Consider the following 16,322-nt stretch of genomic DNA (forward strand, 5'->3'; position numbering starts at 1 on the left):
TGCGCACCGCCGACTCGTTATCTGCCGACCCATGAGACTGACATCCTCGCTGCTGCGCAACGTGTCGCAGCTGCTTGCCCTGGCACTGGGCATGACCTGGGCCACTGCCCCGTGCCGCGCGCAGGGCAACGAACTCCTGCAACAGATCGGTGACTGCATCGCTGGCGGCAGTCTCAAGCTGGCCGAACGATCGAGCCTGCCGGCCAGCGTTCGCTCGCGGAGTGTCGACACCGAGCAAGGACCGCGCGAAGTCAGCCTTGACGGCGGCCAGCGCCTGATCCTGCTGACCGAGCAGGGCGAGCCTTTCATCAATCTCAAGGTCGAGCAGTCACGCGAGGGCCGTTTCGATGGCGACCGCGCGGCCGTTACCGCACAGATGCAGCACATGCATCGCAGGTCCGGCGGCACCGCCAGCCTTGTCACCGGCACGCGTGGCAGTGAAGCCGTGCTGCTGGGCTTGAACAATCCCACGCTGGACGCGCGCATCATCAGCTTCTACAGCCTCTTCGAGCCCAAGCGCGCGCTCATCGCCACAGCCTACTTCCTGAACCAGAAGCCGGAGCGAAGAGCCTTCGCGACGATGGAGGACTTCGCCGCCCTGCGCGACAAGGCCTTGCGTGAGATGCAAGACTGCCTCGCGCCAAGCGCAGCAGCCTGACTCACCAAAGGGCAAGAAGCTGGCAAGAGGCGGCCAGGCACGCCCAAGTACAGAACTGATCCAACGCATCCGTCAGCACCGGGCCCACACGATGAGCCGCTACCTGCACTTCCCTCTCCGCTCCGCGAGCCGCCGTTCGCTGGCACGCCGGATGGCGCCATTCCTGCTGGCAAGCCTGCTTGCCGCCTGCGGCGGCGGTGGCGGCGACGCCGGCGCGCCACCGACCCAGCCGACGCCGACGCCTGCCGCGCTGACGCAGCAGTGCGATGCCGGCGCACCGGCCCGGCTGGCGTACGAGGCCGAGCCCGTGGTCGGCCAGGCCACCGAGCTGAGCCTGCTTTCCTGCGGCGCTGGCAACAGCCTGAGCGAGCCGCTGTGGGTCCAGCTCGACGGGCCGTCCGTCGCGCTGATGTCGGCCCGCTCTGGCGCACTGAGCGTGGAACTGCCAGCGGCAGGCAGCTATCGCTTCAGCGTCAGCGTGGCAGCAGCGAACGGCACGCGGCACAAGGGCGAGATCACGCTTCGAGCCCGCGATGAGGCCTCGCTCGCCGGGCTGACGGTGCGCGGCGAGCCCTCGGTGTGGGGCGGCGGCAAGCTCTCGCTGCGCGCCTGGCCGCGCGGCCTGGATGCCGCGGCGCTGAGCGGCGCACGCCATGCCTGGCACGTGATCAGCGGACCTGCGCCCAGCCTGGACAAGAGCGACGATGCCGCACTGATCTTCACCGCACCGGCGGTGAGCAGCGACAGCCTGCTGCGCTTGCGCGCCACGCTGACGCTGATCGATGGCCGCAGCTTCAGCGACGAGTTCGCGCTGCTGGTGCAGCCGGCGCCGGTCCTGGCGGCCAATGCGCTGTTCGACGCCGATCGGCCTGCCAGCCGCGTCTATCCGTACCTGGCCGACAGCCCGCATGCAGCGGCGCTGCGCGACTGCATCTACCACCCCGGGCTGAGCAGCTCGCCGAACAATCTGTGCACGCTGGGCCGCCTGCCGCTGCTGGGCCAGCAGACGCTGGGCGACGCGCCCACAGTGGAACAAGTGATGCAGCGCGTGCTGGTCTCCAACGACTGGATGGGTCAGGTCTTCGAGCGCTTCCTGCGCGAGCAGGACCCGCATGGCGACTTCCGCCGCATGCTGGCCTCGACCACAGCCGTCGTGATCGGCTCGCGCGTGCGGCCGGCCTTCTACTGGAGCGCCACCGGCGCGATCTATCTGGACGCCGCCTATCTGTGGCTGACGCCGCAGCAGCGCGACACGCTCAGCGAATCGCCCGACCCGCGCAGCGCCTACGGCAAGACGCTCAGCTACAGCACGCCCTGGCGCTATGTGCTGAACAACAGCTATGCGGCACGCAGCTATCCGCTGGCCGCGCGCGGCAGCCGGGACATCGCCGAGATTGCCTACACGCTGGGCCCGCTGCTCTACCACGAGCTGGCCCATGCGGCGGACTTCCTGCCGCCGCGCGTGCATGCGGCGCTGCCGGGCAACCGTCGCGTCTACGAGGCGGTGCCCGAGCTGACCGCATCGCAGCAGCTGCAGCAGCAACTGCCCTTCTTCTCGCAGGAGATGGTGGCCTTGGGCCGGGTGCTGTTCTTCGGCGCCGCCGCCAGCGTCCAGCAGGAGGCCTACCGGCCCGAGGACATCGTGCACTTCTTCAGCCGCGACCGTGTCAGCGACGACTACAGCTACTCGCTGCCGGCCAGCCAGACGGTGCCGCGCGAAGACACGGCCATGCTGGTGGAGGAAGCGATGATGCAGCTGCGCTATGGCGTGCTGCGCGATTTCGCGATCACGCCGCGCCTGCAGGAGGGTGCCGCCAGCGCAGACCTGCCCGTCGTCTGGGGCCAGCGCGGCCGCATCGGCGAGGCAGCAATCAAGCCGCGCGTGGCGCTGGTGTTGGCCGAGTTGATGCCCTGGGTGGGCGCGAGCGCAGTGGACAGGCTGGCCGCGCCGGTGCTGCTGCGCCCGGGCCTGAGCTGGGGCCAGAACCTCGACCAGGCCGCCATCGCCACCGGCAGCCCGCGCGCGCTCAGCGCAGCCGAGCGTGCGATAGACGCAGCACTTCAGGACGAGCAGTTCGGCCGTCAGGAGCAGGCGCGCCGCGCCAAGGCCGCGTCGCTGCGCGGCCTTGATCCGGCCGCGCGCTGAGGCTGCGCGCTCAGCCGAAGAAGCCGATGTCGCGGCGGCTGTAGTTGCCGATCTGCGGCACCACCAGCGGCATCTCGCTGTCGCTGACGCCCAGCCAGCGCGCCAGCGTGGCGGCGAGCTGGTCGACCGAGGTGGTGGGCAGCAGTCGGCCCTGGCCCACGTCGTTGGCGCCATTGACGCTGACCTCGGGCGCCTCGCCCCAGAAGCGTCCGCCGCGCACCGCGCCGCCCATCACGAAGTGGTGGGCGCCCCAGCCATGGTCGGAGCCATCGCCGTTGCTGCTCAGCGTGCGGCCGAAGTCGGAAGCGGTGAAGCTGGTCACCTGGTTGGCCACGCCCAGCTCCACCATCGCCGCGTCGAAGGCGGCCATCGCATCGCCGATATTGCTCAGCAAGCCCGGATGCTGGGTGAGCAGGAAGTCGTGCAGGTCGAAGCCGCCGATGGAGACGAAGAAGACCTGGCGCTTGGCGCCCAGCGTGTTGCGCGCGGCAATCAGCTTGGTGACCAGGGCCAGCTGGCTGGCCAGGCTGTTGTTGGCCGGGAACTGGGTGCTCAGCGTCGGTGCGCCGGCCAGGGCGGTGCTGACGCTGGACTGTGCCGTCACCGAGCGGTTGATCACACGGTTGAGCTCCTGCTCCATCCAGTGGCTGCGTCCGTCGGTGACCAGGCTGCGCAGCGCCTGCGAGCAGGCCGCCGAGCCGAACAGCGTGCCGCGCGTGATGCCGTTCACCGCGACCGCGCCGCTGTTGGAGATCTGGTATTGCAGCGCCTGCTCGCCGGACATGAACACCGCATTGCCCGAGACATTGATGCAGGTGAACACGCTGGTCGCGTTGGAGCCGAGGAACAGGTCGCCGATGCGCCCGCCCCAGCCGTTGATCGCGCCCTCGGGCTTGGACGACTGCCAGATGCTCTGCTGGTCGTTGTGCGAGAAGAGCTTGGGCGGCAGCGGCACGCTCTTGGCCTTGTACTGCGCCACCGTGGTGGGCTGCACCAGCGGACCGATGTTCAGCAGCACGCCCAGCCGGCCGGCATCGAAGACCCGCTTCAAGCCGGTGAGCTGCGGCGCTAGCGCCATCTGCCGGCCGTCGGGCAGCGCCACGCTCGGATTCAGCGCCGTGGCCGCCAGCTGATCGCGCGGCGTGGCCAGCGTCTGGCGTATCGCCGCGTAGGCGTTGTAGCCCGCCGCGTCGTAAGGGATGACGGTGTTGCCGTGGTCGTTGCCGCCGTAGAGGAAGACGCAGACCAGGGCCTTGTAGTCGGTGGCGGTGGCCGCGGCGGCCTCGCCCATCGCGGCCAGGTTCAACGCCCAGGGAGCGGCACCACCGGCAATGCCGAGCGCGCCGGCACGGCGCAGGAATTCGCGGCGTTGCAGCGATTTCAGTTTCAGGCTGCTCGTGTTCGTCATTTCTGCACCAGGTAGTCAGGCGTGGCCATGATCAGCAGGATCGCGGCCTGGATGCGGTTCAGGCGCCGGGCATCGCTGGTGGCGGTGATGCTGTTCACCGCGTTGACGATGGTCGTGCGCGTCGTGGCGCTCAGCTGGTTGGCGGCCAGCAGCAGCTCGTAGTGCGCCACCAGCGCGGCGGCGTCGTTGGCCAGCGTGAGCTGGGCCGTGTGGTCGGGCTTGAGTTCGCCGATGCCGCTGGCGATCACCGTCTGCATGAAGTTCAGATAGCCCGCCACCGAGGTTTCGTTGCAGAGCTGGAACTCCGGCGCAGTGATGCCGGATGTGCCCAGCTGCGAGTTCGGCGGCACATAGCCCGGGCGAAAGAAGTTGAACACCGAGGGCGCACGCAGCGGGCTCTGGCCCAGGCGCGTCGCCGGGTCGGAGAGATTGCCCACGTTCCACAGCTCGGTGGGCGACGTCAGGCCCACCGTGCGCGCCCATTGCACGAAGCGCAGCATGGGCTCGCGCAGCTTGCCGCCGGAAGGGCTGCTCTGCACGCTGCGCGCCTCGGGGTCCAGCAGCACCGCGCGGATCACCGCCTTCATGTCGCCGCGCTGGCCGCTGCCGTTGTTGGCGAAGGCCGCGGCCACGCGCTGCACATAGGCGCTGCTGGGGCTGGAGCAGACCAGGCGCTGGATCAGCTGCCGGCCGATGAAGGGGCCGACATTGGCATGGTTGGCCAGCGTGTCCAGCGCGATGCCCAGCGCCGTGGGGCCATCCGCGGTGGCGGGGACGTCCACGTTGAGCACCTTCTTCGCGCCGGTGGAGAAGCGGCTGGCGATATGGACCATGGGCCGGCGCGCATGGCCGGGATCATCCTGCAGCTCGTTGTCGAACTCCCAGCCGGTGAACACGCGCGCCAGCTCGCTGATCTGCGCCTGCGTGTAGCTGTCGATGGGCTTGCCGTCGGCGCCCAGGCGCGGCGTGCCGTCGGCATTGAGCTCGACCAGGCCGATGGTGAACAGCTGCATCACCTCGCGCGCATAGTTCTCGTCGGGCACGCGGCCGGTCTTGGGCTCTTCCTTGCGATTGCCGCGCATGTTCAGGTAGGTGCCCATCGCGGCGGACAGCGTCACGCCCTCGAGCAGCGCGCGGAAGGAGCCGAAGCAGCGCTCCTCCAGCATGTCCAGATAGGCGGCGGCGACGAAGCCGCGCCAGTTCACCGGCAGGCCGCTCATCGAGACGACGAAGATCTCGGACAGCGCCAGCACCACGCGCTGGCGAAGCTGGTCGGGCGAGGAGATCAGCTTGCGCCAGATGCTGTTGTCCACCCCGTTGAAGTTGCTGCGATTGCCCTCCACCGCGTAGCCCTTGGCCACCATCCAGTCGTAATGCGACTGGCTGCGCGGCGCGGCGAACTGCGCGTCAAGCCAGCTGGCATAGCCCTGGGCCTTCAGCGTGCCGATGTCGGCCGTGGTGGCCGCAAGACCGGCCTGGGCCAGGAAGCGCGCCGCCTCGCCATCGCTGGGCGGCGTGACGGGCACGCCTTCAGGCACGGCAGTGCCGCCGGCCGAGTCGCCCCCTCCGCCACCGCAGGCAGCCAGTGCAGCGCTGGCCAGGGCCGACACGGCCAGCGCGCCAGGACGCAGCGGCCCGGTCGCCTCGGCCTGGGCCACCTCGTTCATCGTCTCCTCGCGTTCGCGCAACGCGACAGCTCCGTCTTCGTCGTTCACGACTTGCTCCTCCAAGTTGGCGGCAATCTAGCGACGCTGCGCGCTGCAGCAAAGCGATTTGATCTTTGCTTACACCTGTGACACGACAGACTCTTACGGCAATCCCGAGGCGCAGACCCTGAAAAACAAAGGGCCGGCGCAAAGCCGGCCCTTGAAAGCAGACGAAAACCCGCTTCAGATCAGCGGCACGCCCGTCTTGCTCTGAATGAACTCGCGCGTCACACCGTCGGCCAGTTCGACCAGCTTCAGGCCCTCGGGCGTCACGTCCATCACGCCCAGGTCGGTAATGATGCGGTCGACCACGGCCTTGCCGGTCAGCGGCAGCGTGCACTCGGGCAGGATCTTCAGGTCCTCGGTGCCGTCCTTCTTCTTGGCCACGTGTTCCATCAGCACGATCACGCGCTTGACGCCGGCCACCAGGTCCATGGCACCGCCCATGCCCTTGACCATCTTGCCGGGAATCATCCAGTTGGCCAGGTCGCCGCGCGGGTTGACCTGCATCGCGCCGAGGATCGACAGGTTGATCTTGCCGCCGCGGATCATCGCGAAGCTGTCGTGACTGCCGAAGATCGACGAGCCCTTGATCGTGGTGACGGTCTGCTTGCCGGCATTGATCAGGTCGGCATCCACCTCGTCCTCATACGGGAAGGGGCCGATGCCCAGCATGCCGTTCTCGCTCTGCAGCCAGACCTCGATATGGTCGGGCACGAAGTTGGCCACCAGCGTCGGGATGCCGATGCCGAGGTTCACGTAGAAGCCGTCCTGCAGCTCCTGGGCCGCGCGTGCGGCCATCTGGTCTTGGGTCCAGGGCATGTTCTGTGTCTCCTTCGCTCAGACTTTGCGCGCGCGGGTGGTGCGCTTCTCGATGCGCTTCTCGGGCGTGGGGTTGTGCACGATGCGGTGCACATAGATGCCCGGCAGGTGCACATCGTCCGGCGCGATCTCGCCGGTGGCGACGATGCGCTCGACCTCGACGATGCAGAGCTTGCCGGCCATCGCCGCGGCCGGGTTGAAATTGCGCGCCGTCAGGTTGAAGCGCAGATTGCCCGAGCGGTCGGCCACATCGGCCTTGACCAGCGCGATGTCGGGCACAAGCGCGCGCTCCATCACATAGGTCTCGCCGTCGAAGTCGCGCAGCTCCTTGCCCTCGGCGACGATGGTGCCCACGCCAGTCTTGGTGAAGAAGGCCGGGATGCCCGCACCGCCGGCGCGGAGCTTCTCGGCCAGCGTGCCCTGCGGCGTGAACTCCAGCTCCAGCTCGCCAGCCAGGTACTGGCGTTCGAACTCCTTGTTCTCGCCCACATAGCTGGAGATCATCTTCTTGATCTGGCGCGTCTCCAGCAGCTGGCCCAGGCCGAAGCCGTCGACGCCGGCGTTGTTCGAGATCACGGTCAGGTCCTTGACGCCGCTGTCGCGCAGCGCGGCGATCAGCGCCTCGGGAATGCCGCACAGCCCGAAACCGCCGACCGCCAGCAGCTGGCCGTCCTTGACCACATCCTTCAGCGCCTCGGCGGCGCTGGGGAATACCTTGTTCATGAGCTTGTCTCCGTGGATTCGTCGGAAGTGCCAGAGCGTAGCGCCGCGGCACTACGTAGTCGATTACGTAGAATCGCCTAAACAATGCCCCGGAGAGACAAGCGATGAGCCTCAGCGCCGAGCAGTTGCAAGCCCAGATTCCCGCGATCTTCGCGCCCTGGATCATCGCGATGGACCTGCAGGTGCTGGAGGCCGGCAAGGGTCAGGTCTTGCTGAAGATGCCGATCAAGCGCGACTACGTTCATGTGGGCGGCGTGATGTGCGGCCAGGCCGCGATGGCGGCGGCCGACACCGCGATGGTGCTGGCGATGATGGCCGAGCTGGGCGAGTTCCGCCCCATGACCACGGTGCAGCTGCAGACCAGCTTCCTGCGCCCGCTCTCGGCCGACCATTGCCTGGTGCGCGCCACCGTGCTGCGCAGCGGCAAGAGCCTGGCTTTCGGCAGCATCGATATCGAGAGCGCAGACGGCCGGCTGGCGGTGCAGGCCACCACCACCTACGCGCTGCTCTGAACTGAGGCGGCACTCACGCGCGCCGCCGGTCGTAGCCACCAGCCAGTCGTCTATCCAAGCAGCCAGTCATGGACCTCGACTACCGCACCGCCTTCGAGATGGCGCCCATAGGCCTGGTGATCTCGGAGCAGCGCCGCATCCTCGACTGCAACCGCCATGTGCTGGCGATCTTCGGCGCCGAGCGCGAGCAGCTGATCGGCCAGAGCTTCGCGCTGCTCTACCCCAGCCCGGCCGAGTTCGAGCGCACCGGCGCGCGCATCGTCGCCAGCCTGGACAAACAGGGCTTCTACGCCGACGAGCGCGTGATGCGCCGCGTCGGCGGCCCGGAGGCCGGCCAGCTCTTCTGGTGCCATGTCTCCGGCCGCGCGCTGGACCCGGCCGACCCGCATGCGAAAGGGATCTGGAGCTTCGAAGACCTCTCCGCCCGCCGCCAGCTCAAGGCCGAGCTGACCCCGCGCGAACGCGAGATCGCCGCGCTGCTGATCGAAGGCCTGACCAGCAAGCTGATCGGCAAGCGCCTGGCGATCAGCCACCGCACCGTGGACGTCTATCGCGCGCGGCTGATGAAGAAGTACGGCGCGGCGACGACGCCGGAGCTGGTGAACAAGCTCTTGGCCTGAGGTGCAGTGGTGCTGGGCTAGGCGGCTGTCCTCCAGAACGGGCCAACCACATGTATTCAGACATACGCGTCCGTTCGATCACGCCCGGCGACGATGAGCGGCGTCAGGCGCTGCTGCCGCCGGCCTTGCCGACCGTGTAGTCCAGGCATTGATCGATGGCCTGACGGTCGACCACCTCGCCCGGCTTCGGCGTGAGCGTGATCTCCACGCCGTCTCCCTTCGCCGAGATCTCGATGGCCTGCAATTGCTCGTACTGATTCGTCGGGCAGGTGCAGCGGCCTTCGGCGCATTCCTGCAAGGCTTCGAGCACACGATCCTTGCGATCGCCGACCTGCTCGATCGCAATGTGCAGCTGGTCCGCGTCCTGGGTGATGCTGGTCTTGGGCATGTTGAACCTCGCGGCGTTCTCGCCGTCCGAAGGCAATCTAGCGCGCCTGCGCAAGGCCCTGTTGCGCTCCATCAATGCCGCTGGCGTCAGCCGGAGCCCGAAGGCATCGCTGCCGGCAAACGATGGTGTTCTGCTGCAAGCGGTGCCGAAGGCTCACTGCGGCAAAGCGCCTTGAACATCGATCCGCAGCCGCTCCACGCTATACCCCGGCCGCCCGTCCGCGCCGGCGCTGCGCCAGACGCGTGTCTGGTCATCGCGGATCAGCCTGAACTCGAAGGACGGTGGCGGCGCGGCACTTGCCACCGGCGCTGTAGCGCTCGCACCTGAAGCCGCTGGCGCTGCGGACACGGCTGCAGCTCGGCTCACCGCCACCAGGCGATGCGCGCCGCTGTCCAGCAAAGTCCACAAGGCCTTGCTCACGCCACTGTCCGCCAGCAGATCCGGGCCCGCGACAGGCCCGGCCAGTGGATCTGCCGGCGCCGCGTTCATCGGCCGTTTGCCCGCCGCGATCGTGGTCACCGCGCGCTTCAGGCTGTGCCGGTCGCCGGCCTCCAGATAGCTCAGTCGAGCGCCCTGCAGATTGAAGCCCGGCAGCGCGGGGTCGCGCCTCGCGTCGCGCAGATCGACGAGCAAGGCACCGGTCTCGCCCAGCACTTCGAGCTCGCCATCGGGATGGATCAGCACCGCGCTGTTGTCGGCCACACCCAGCCCCAGCGGGAAGCCGGCGCGCTGCATCATCGGCAGCATGCGGCCCAGGCGGCCGCGCTTGAGTACATGCTGGTCAATGAAGAGATCGTCGGGCACGAAGCCCAGGCCGCGGTCGATCTCCTGGCCGGGACGTAGCTGGCCGGCCAGCACGTCGAGCACGCGCGGTGCGTCGCGGAACATCTGGCGGCTGAGGATGGCGGCGCCGGCGCTGGTGCCGGCGATCAGGCCGCCGCGGGCGAGCACACCGCGTATCGCCTGCAGCATGGGTGTGGGCTCGCCGCCCGGCTGCAGCAGGTCGACGATGCGGCCCTGGCTGCCGCCGGTGAAGAACACCGCGTTGGCCGCGGCGATGCGGGCGACTTGCGCCGGATCGTCGCGCACGGCCTGGGCATCGAGCCCCGGCCAGTTCGGTGCCAGCGGGATCAGCTCGGCGCTGGCACCATGCATGCGCAGCATCTGCAGCACCTGCTCGCCGCGCTGCTGCGGGATCTCCGAAGCCGTGGGCAGGATGACGAAGCGCGCCTTGTCGGGGCCGCCAGCGGCTTCGACGAGGCGCTGCCAGACCGGGGTGTTGTCGTAGCGCAGACCGCCACCGATGGCGGCCACCGTCTGCGCGAGCCCCGCCAGCGGCTGGACACACAAGCAGGCCGCCAGCAAGGCTATGCGGACTGCGCGCTGTATCGCCATGGCTGTTCGTGCCGCCTGCCTCGTGCTCAGTCGCTGACCAGCTGGCGCAGCCAGTCGGGCATGGTCACGGACTTCTGCGCCGGGAAATCCATCCACACCGCGGTGGCGCCGCCGGCTGCATGGATCAGGCCCGGCTGGTCGGCGCGCTCCAGCGTGATCCAGGTGTCGAAGCTGGAGCGGCCGGGCGCCGACACATACTGGCGCGCCAGCACATCGCCGGGGTACTCGAGCTGCTTGTAGAAGTTGCAGAAGGCGTTGACGATCAGCGGCCCCTCGCCAGAGGGGTTGAGCAGCGCGCCGATCTTCTCGAACCAGTCCACGCGCACGATCTCCATGTAGCGGAAGTAGATCGTGTTGTTCACATGGCCCATCGCATCCATATCGCCCCAGCGGATGGGGATGCGCATCTCGTAGACCAGCTTCTTCTGCTCGGGGATGTCCAGCTTCATGGCAGGGGTGGTGTCGTCTTGTCGGTGCCGGGCTCGTCGGTCAGGCCCAGCTCGTTCATCAGCCGCGCCACCTGGCGCTTGAGCAGCTCGACCTCGGCGCGCAGCCGGGCGATCTCTTCGTCGTCGCGGGGCATCGCGACCGATGCTGCATCGCCGCCAGCCGCTGCGGACGAGGGCAGCGCCGGCTCGCCGCTGAGCAGGTGCGCCCAGCGCGACTCGCGCGCACCCGGGGCGCGCGGCAGCTTGACGACCATGGGCGGGCTGCGCCCGGCCAGCTCGTCGAGGAAGCCCTCGACCGAGGAGATATCGGCAAAGCGGTGCAGGCGCTCGGTATGCAGGCGCAGCTCGGCCGCGGTCTGCGGGCCGCGCAGCATCAGAAGAGTCAGCAGCGCCAGCGCTGCGCCGGGCACGGTGAGCACGCGCGCCGCGTTGTGCTCGAAGCGCACCACGCGGCTGCCGCTGACCTCGAAGACCAGACTCATGCTCTTGAGCTCGTCCAGGGCCTGCAGCACCTCGGATTCGCTGAGGTTCATCACCGGCTCGCGCGCGGTCTTCTGGTTGCAGCCCAGCGTCAGCGCGTTCAGCGACATCGGATAGCTGTCGGGCACGGTGTGCTGCTTCTCCACCAGCACGGCCAGCACGCGGGCTTCGCCCGGGGTGAGGTGTCGGATTGCCATCGACTGACGAGATCAGACGCCGAAGCCGTCGTCGGCCTGGATGATGGCGCCGTTGATGAAGTGGCTCTCATTGGCGCACAGCATCAGCAGCGCGGTGTCCAGATCCCTGGGCTGGCCGACGCGCTTGCGCGGCAGCATCTCCACCAGCTTCTTGCCCGCGTCGGTGCTCCAGTGGTGATGGTTGATCTCGGTATCGATATAGCCGGGGCAGATCGCGTTGACGTTGATGCCGTACTTGCCCCACTCCAGCGCCATCGCGCGGGTCATGTGGATCACCGCGGCCTTGCTCATGCAGTAGACGCCGATCTGGCCGAGCACGCGCAGGCCGGCCATCGACGCGATGTTCACGATGCGCCCGCCGGTATAGGTGCCCGGCGCCGCGCCGCGTGCGCGGGCCACCATGCGCTTGCCCACCTCCTGCGCGACGAAGAAGGCGCCGCGCACATTGGTGTCCATCACGAAGTCGTAGTCGTTCTCGGTGACGTCGGTGAGCTTCTGCGTGGTGCTGACGCCGGAGTTGTTGATCAGGATGTCGATGGTGCCCATCTCGGTCTCGGCATGGGCGACGGCCGACTTGATGCTGTCCACGTCGGTGACGTCGAGCTGCACCACATGGGCATCGCCGCCGGCGCCTTCGATCTCAGCGCGCAGCGTCTTCAGCCGCTCGATGCGGCGGCCGGCCAGCACCACGGCGGCGCCGGCCTGCGACAGGGTCTTGGCAAACTGCTCGCCCAGGCCGCTGGAGGCGCCGGTCACCAGGGCCACGCGGCCCGACAGGTCAATGCTGTAGCTCATGAACGATCTCTCTTACTGACGAATCTCTGTTGTGACTTTGAGCCTGCTAATCCAGGCGCTCGGGCGACGATAGCATGCAGCCCCGCGGCGCCCTGTCGCCTGCGCAGCGGCTGGCGCAGAAAAATAGCACGACCGTTCGAAAATCAGCCTGGCCTCGGTAGAATGCCGCGCAATCCCAGTGCGCAGACCGCCCTGCCCGCTCAGAAAACCAGAGACTCACAAGGACCCCCATGAGCCCCGAAGAACTTGTTGCCCAGTTCGGCCCGCGCGAGAGCATGGAGTACGACGTGGTCGTCGTTGGCGCCGGCCCCGCCGGTCTGGCCGCGGCCATCCGCTTGAAGCAGCTGGCCGCCGCCAAAGGCCAGGAGATTTCGGTCGTGGTGCTGGAAAAGGGCTCGGAGCCCGGCGCGCACATCCTCTCCGGCGCGGTGATGGATCCGATCGCGATCACCGAGCTGTTCCCGAACTGGAAGGAACTGGGTGCCCCGCTGAACCAGCCGGTCAGCGGCGACGAGGTGCTGTTCCTCAACGAGGCCGGCGCCAAGCAGACGCCGCACTGGCTGATCCCCGAGTGCTTCCACAACCACGGCAACTACGTGATCTCGCTGGGCGCGGTCACCAAGTGGCTGGGCGAGCAGGCGGAAAGCCTGGGCGTGGAGATCTTCCCCGGCTTCACCGCGGCGGAGATCGTCTACGGCGATGACGGCTCGGTGCGCGGCGTGGCCACCGGCAATATGGGCATCAGCAAGGAAGGCGAGCCGACCGACAACTTCCAGCTCGGCATGGAACTGCTGGGCAAGTACACCATCTTCGCCGAGGGTGCGCGCGGCCACCTGGGCAAGCGCCTGATCAACAACTTCAAGCTCGACGCCAACAGCGACCCGCAGAGCTACGCCATCGGCATCAAGGAGCTGTGGGAAGTGCCGGCCGACAAGGCCCAGCCCGGTCTGGTGGTGCACACCGCCGGCTGGCCCATGGATGGCGAGACCTATGGCGGCGGCTTCCTCTACCACCTGGAAGGCAACAAGGTGACGCTGGGCTATGTGGTCGGCCTCGACTACAAGAACCCCTGGCTGAGCCCCTTCGAGGAAATGCAGCGCTGGAAGACCCACCCCAGCATCCGCAAGCACATCGAGGGCGGCAAGCGCATCGGCTACGGCGCCCGCGCGATCACCGCCGGTGGCATCCTGAGCCTGCCCAAGACGGTGTTCCCGGGCGGTGCGCTCGTGGGTTGCGACGCCGGCTACCTGAACGCCGCACGCATCAAGGGCAGCCATGCCGCGATCAAGACCGGCATGCTGGCTGCGGAAGCCGCCTTCGAGGCCGTCACCGCTGGCCGCCAGCACGACGAGCTGTCGGCCTACCCGGCCGCCTTCGAGCAGAGCTGGCTGAACGCCGAGCTGCAGCGCTCGAAGAACTTCAAGCAGTGGTTCAAGAAGGGCAACACCGTCGGCGCGCTGATGACCGGCATCGAGCAGTGGTTCCTGCCCAAGCTCGGCGTCAAGGTGCCGCCCTGGACCATCCACCGCACGCTGCCCGACCACGTCTATCTGAAGCCCGCCGCCGAGTGCGCCAAGATCGACTATCCGAAGCCGGACGGCAAGCTGACCTTCGACCGCCTCTCCTCGGTGTTCATGTCCAACACCAACCACGAGGAGAACCAGCCGGCTCACCTGACGCTGAAGAACGCCGAAGTGCCGGTGAAGGTGAACCTCGCCAAGTTCGCCGGCCCCGAGAGCCGCTACTGCCCGGCCGGCGTCTACGAGTTCGTGCAGAAGGACGGCGCCGACCAGCTGGTGATCAACGCGCAGAATTGCGTGCACTGCAAGACCTGCGACATCAAGGACCCGACGCAGAACATCGTCTGGGTCACGCCGGAAGGCAGCGGCGGACCGAACTACGCGGGCATGTAAGAGCCCGCCGCAGGCATGAACAGGAAGAAGCCCGCACATGGCGGGCTTCTTGCCTTGTGGACGGGCAGATTCAGTCAGGCCAGACCGAGCCGCCCCATCCAATCGGCCAGCGCCCGTTCCTCCGGCGTGCCTTGAGCCTGGTGCGCCGCGATGCGCGCGCGCTCGACCGCGCTGCGGTTCTGGCTGAGCTTGGCCTTGGCCTCGACGCGCTGCACGCGGATGCGGAAGCCGACGATGGCGGCAAGCATCTTGCTCTGGAAGTCCTCCGACAGGCCGCGCCACTGCGCCGCATAGGCGGGCTCGTGCTGCGCGATCAGGCGCTTGAGCAGCGCGTCCTTGTCCTCGGGCGATTCGACCAGCTCGAGCTTGCCATGCACATGCAGCGCGAGATAGTTCCAGGTCGGCACCGCCTGCGTCGTCTCGTAGTGGCTGGGCGAGACATAGGCATCAGGCCCGCTGAAGACCACCAGCAGCTCGCGCTGCGCGGCGAGCCAGCCCCAGTGCGGATTCGCCTTGGCCATATGGCCTTCAAGCCACCAGTCGTCCTGCACGTCACCGTTGCCCGCCGCCACCCGCACCAAGGGCACATGGGTGACGAAGCTGTGGCCCTGGCCATCCGGGCCGATCAGCAGCGCGAAGGGATGCTCGTCGATCAGGCGCTGCGCGAGCTGCGCATCGTTCAGTTCGAAATGCCGGGGCGTGTACATGGCGGCTCGCGGAAATTGCAGTGGTGCGACGAAAGCATGCTAACCGGCGCAGCTTCAGGGCAGACGATGGCGGCTGAAGAAGTCCCAGATCGTCTCGCCGGCGTCGAGGGCCTGCGAAGCGCCCGGCTTGCCCCGGCGTGTCTTCTCGGTACCCGGCCAGGAATGGCCGCCAGTCTCGGTGACGCACAGCTGCAACTCGGCGCCACCGGCACAAGCTTCCCAGCGATCGCAGTAGGCGCCGGGTCTGTCGAGCACACGACGCGGGTCTGCACGGCACTGGTCGCGCCTGGTCCAGCGCAGCATCGTTTCGGAGACGGAGACGAAATCCATCACCTGGCTGCGGTCGCGGAAGGCGTCCTTGCCGGCACCGCCATCGAAGAGCACGTGGCTGTCGTCGCGCGCATGGATGTGCAGCACCGCAATCGGCCTCGAGGGCTGGCAAGGGCTCGTCGCGTCCGTGCCGGCCACCGCAGCCACCGCGGCGAAAAGATCCGCCGCCTCGCAGGCCAGGCGATGGCTCATCATGCCGCCGTTGGACATGCCGGTCGCGTAGATGCGGCGGGCATCGATGCTCAGCTGGGCCTGCAGCCGCTTGACCAGCACGCGCACGAAGCCGACATCGTCGACCTGTTTGTCGCGCGCATCGCCGCAGCAGCCGCCAGCGTTCCAGGTCGCAAAACGACCACCGGGCAGCTTGCTGTAGCCGTTGGGGAAGGCCACGATGAAACCATGCTGCTCGGCAGCGGAAATCAGGCCATAGCGCTGGTCGTCTGCCATGTACTCGGCATGACCGCCACCGCCATGGAAGGCCAGCACCAGCGGCACCGGCTGCCCGGCACGGTAACTGGCCGGCACATGCACGAGGGCCTTCCGCTCCAGCCCATCGTGGCGCAGCTTCAGGCTGTGGTAGCCGGCGCCGAGCCGGGCATCGCTTTCGATCGCAGCAGTCTTGCCGTCACGGGCCTGCTGGCGCTGCTCAATCTGCTCGGTAATGCGTTCGCGCAGCGTCGCGCGGTGTGCACCTAGCGTCTCGCCCTGGGCATGGACGGCAGCCGTCGCAGCGATCAGACATAGCGACACCAGCGCCAGACGGGCCGCACTCGACAAACGCTCGTTCAAGTCCATCCACAGCCTCGCCATCTTGCGTGCGGCGTGATGATCGTCGATGCACAGCGCAGCCGCATGTCACTGCCGACAGTGACGGCGCGAAGCGTAAGAAATGGCAACACCCGGCCTGGTGCAGCAGCAATGAAAAACGGGCCGCTAGGGCCCGTTCTCATGTGTGCTGGCGGAGACGGAGGGATTCGAACCCTCGATGCAGGTTTTGCCCACATACTCCCTTAGCAGGGGAGCACCTTCGGCCTCTCGGTCACGTCTCCAACAGAGCTGCGCATTCTAGCAGC

The 16,322-nt window shown here is 67.8% G+C and carries 17 protein-coding genes and 1 tRNA gene; 6 read left to right on the top strand and 12 right to left on the bottom strand.

All coding sequences use genetic code 11. The features are described 5' to 3' along the window. Positions 1-31: 31 nt before the first annotated feature. Both AC2EBS_RS05870 and AC2EBS_RS05875 read left to right on the top strand, forming a co-directional pair. The gene (locus tag AC2EBS_RS05870; RefSeq protein WP_484727422.1) at positions 32-658 is read left to right on the top strand and encodes a hypothetical protein; all 627 of its coding nucleotides are present in this window, start codon (positions 32-34) and stop codon (positions 656-658) included. A gap of 91 nt (positions 659-749) precedes the next feature. Further along, positions 750-2,804, top strand: coding sequence for a hypothetical protein (locus tag AC2EBS_RS05875; RefSeq protein WP_484727423.1), 2,055 nt, complete (start codon positions 750-752; stop codon positions 2,802-2,804). A 10-nt stretch (positions 2,805-2,814) separates the two neighbouring features. Here AC2EBS_RS05875 and AC2EBS_RS05880 read toward each other — a convergent pair whose 3' ends face one another. The 4 genes from AC2EBS_RS05880 to AC2EBS_RS05895 all read right to left on the bottom strand — a co-directional run bounded on the left by AC2EBS_RS05880 (position 2,815) and on the right by AC2EBS_RS05895 (position 7,463). Next, complete coding sequence (locus AC2EBS_RS05880; RefSeq protein ID WP_484727424.1) at positions 2,815-4,212, bottom strand: DUF1501 domain-containing protein; 1,398 nt, start codon at positions 4,210-4,212, stop codon at positions 2,815-2,817. Further along, positions 4,209-5,927 (bottom strand): DUF1800 domain-containing protein, encoded by a 1,719-nt coding sequence (locus tag AC2EBS_RS05885; RefSeq protein WP_484727425.1) that lies wholly within the window; start codon positions 5,925-5,927, stop codon positions 4,209-4,211. The genes AC2EBS_RS05880 and AC2EBS_RS05885 overlap by 4 nt, the downstream gene beginning before the upstream one ends. 174 nt (positions 5,928-6,101) lie before the next feature. After that, the gene (locus AC2EBS_RS05890; RefSeq protein WP_484727426.1) at positions 6,102-6,740 is read right to left on the bottom strand and encodes a CoA transferase subunit B; all 639 of its coding nucleotides are present in this window, start codon (positions 6,738-6,740) and stop codon (positions 6,102-6,104) included. 18 nt (positions 6,741-6,758) lie between these two features. Next, positions 6,759-7,463: a CoA transferase subunit A gene (locus tag AC2EBS_RS05895; protein ID WP_484727427.1), complete on the bottom strand. Its 705-nt coding sequence runs from the start codon at positions 7,461-7,463 to the stop codon at positions 6,759-6,761. Positions 7,464-7,567: 104 nt separating this feature from the next. Here AC2EBS_RS05895 and AC2EBS_RS05900 point away from each other — a divergent pair, with 104 nt between their 5' ends. Next, positions 7,568-7,975 (top strand): PaaI family thioesterase, encoded by a 408-nt coding sequence (locus AC2EBS_RS05900; RefSeq protein WP_484727428.1) that lies wholly within the window; start codon positions 7,568-7,570, stop codon positions 7,973-7,975. Between the two features lie 68 nt (positions 7,976-8,043). Beyond that, positions 8,044-8,595: a helix-turn-helix transcriptional regulator gene (locus AC2EBS_RS05905; RefSeq protein WP_484727429.1), complete on the top strand. Its 552-nt coding sequence runs from the start codon at positions 8,044-8,046 to the stop codon at positions 8,593-8,595. A gap of 103 nt (positions 8,596-8,698) precedes the next feature. Here AC2EBS_RS05905 and AC2EBS_RS05910 read toward each other — a convergent pair whose 3' ends face one another. Then, a complete protein-coding gene (locus tag AC2EBS_RS05910) occupies positions 8,699-8,983 on the bottom strand; it encodes a hypothetical protein (protein WP_484727430.1) in 285 nt (94 codons plus the stop codon). Between AC2EBS_RS05910 and AC2EBS_RS05915 the strand changes: the two genes are divergently transcribed. Next, complete coding sequence (locus tag AC2EBS_RS05915; RefSeq protein WP_484727431.1) at positions 8,982-9,158, top strand: hypothetical protein; 177 nt, start codon at positions 8,982-8,984, stop codon at positions 9,156-9,158. The two genes, AC2EBS_RS05910 and AC2EBS_RS05915, sit on opposite strands and share 2 nt — an antisense overlap. On the opposite strand, the gene AC2EBS_RS05920 is transcribed toward AC2EBS_RS05915, so the two are convergent. From AC2EBS_RS05920 to AC2EBS_RS05935, 4 genes are read right to left on the bottom strand one after another with little or no spacing between them, the layout of a single operon-like run. Then, a complete protein-coding gene (locus tag AC2EBS_RS05920; protein ID WP_484727432.1) occupies positions 9,137-10,378 on the bottom strand; it encodes a cyanophycinase in 1,242 nt (413 codons plus the stop codon). The genes AC2EBS_RS05915 and AC2EBS_RS05920 overlap by 22 nt on opposite strands. A 26-nt stretch (positions 10,379-10,404) precedes the next feature. Then, positions 10,405-10,827, bottom strand: a complete 423-nt coding sequence (locus tag AC2EBS_RS05925; protein WP_484727433.1) for an acyl-CoA thioesterase — start codon at positions 10,825-10,827, stop codon at positions 10,405-10,407. Continuing rightward, the gene (locus AC2EBS_RS05930; RefSeq protein ID WP_484727434.1) at positions 10,824-11,504 is read right to left on the bottom strand and encodes a YceH family protein; all 681 of its coding nucleotides are present in this window, start codon (positions 11,502-11,504) and stop codon (positions 10,824-10,826) included. Before AC2EBS_RS05930 ends, AC2EBS_RS05925 begins: the two co-directional genes overlap by 4 nt. A gap of 12 nt (positions 11,505-11,516) precedes the next feature. Beyond that, on the bottom strand, positions 11,517-12,299 hold the full coding sequence (locus tag AC2EBS_RS05935; protein WP_484727435.1) for an SDR family oxidoreductase: 783 nt from the start codon (positions 12,297-12,299) through the stop codon (positions 11,517-11,519). Positions 12,300-12,529: 230 nt separating this feature from the next. Between AC2EBS_RS05935 and AC2EBS_RS05940 the strand changes: the two genes are divergently transcribed. Then, positions 12,530-14,212, top strand: coding sequence for an electron transfer flavoprotein-ubiquinone oxidoreductase (locus AC2EBS_RS05940; RefSeq protein ID WP_484727436.1), 1,683 nt, complete (start codon positions 12,530-12,532; stop codon positions 14,210-14,212). A 74-nt stretch (positions 14,213-14,286) separates the two neighbouring features. On the opposite strand, the gene AC2EBS_RS05945 is transcribed toward AC2EBS_RS05940, so the two are convergent. The 3 genes from AC2EBS_RS05945 to AC2EBS_RS05955 all read right to left on the bottom strand — a co-directional run bounded on the left by AC2EBS_RS05945 (position 14,287) and on the right by AC2EBS_RS05955 (position 16,298). Then, a complete protein-coding gene (locus AC2EBS_RS05945; RefSeq protein WP_484727437.1) occupies positions 14,287-14,919 on the bottom strand; it encodes an FMN-binding negative transcriptional regulator in 633 nt (210 codons plus the stop codon). A 54-nt stretch (positions 14,920-14,973) separates the two neighbouring features. Beyond that, the gene (locus AC2EBS_RS05950; protein ID WP_484727438.1) at positions 14,974-16,044 is read right to left on the bottom strand and encodes an extracellular catalytic domain type 1 short-chain-length polyhydroxyalkanoate depolymerase; all 1,071 of its coding nucleotides are present in this window, start codon (positions 16,042-16,044) and stop codon (positions 14,974-14,976) included. A 161-nt stretch (positions 16,045-16,205) separates the two neighbouring features. Beyond that, positions 16,206-16,298 (bottom strand) — tRNA-Ser (locus AC2EBS_RS05955). Positions 16,299-16,322: the final 24 nt, after the last annotated feature.

The organism is Roseateles sp. T103, assembly GCF_057219915.1.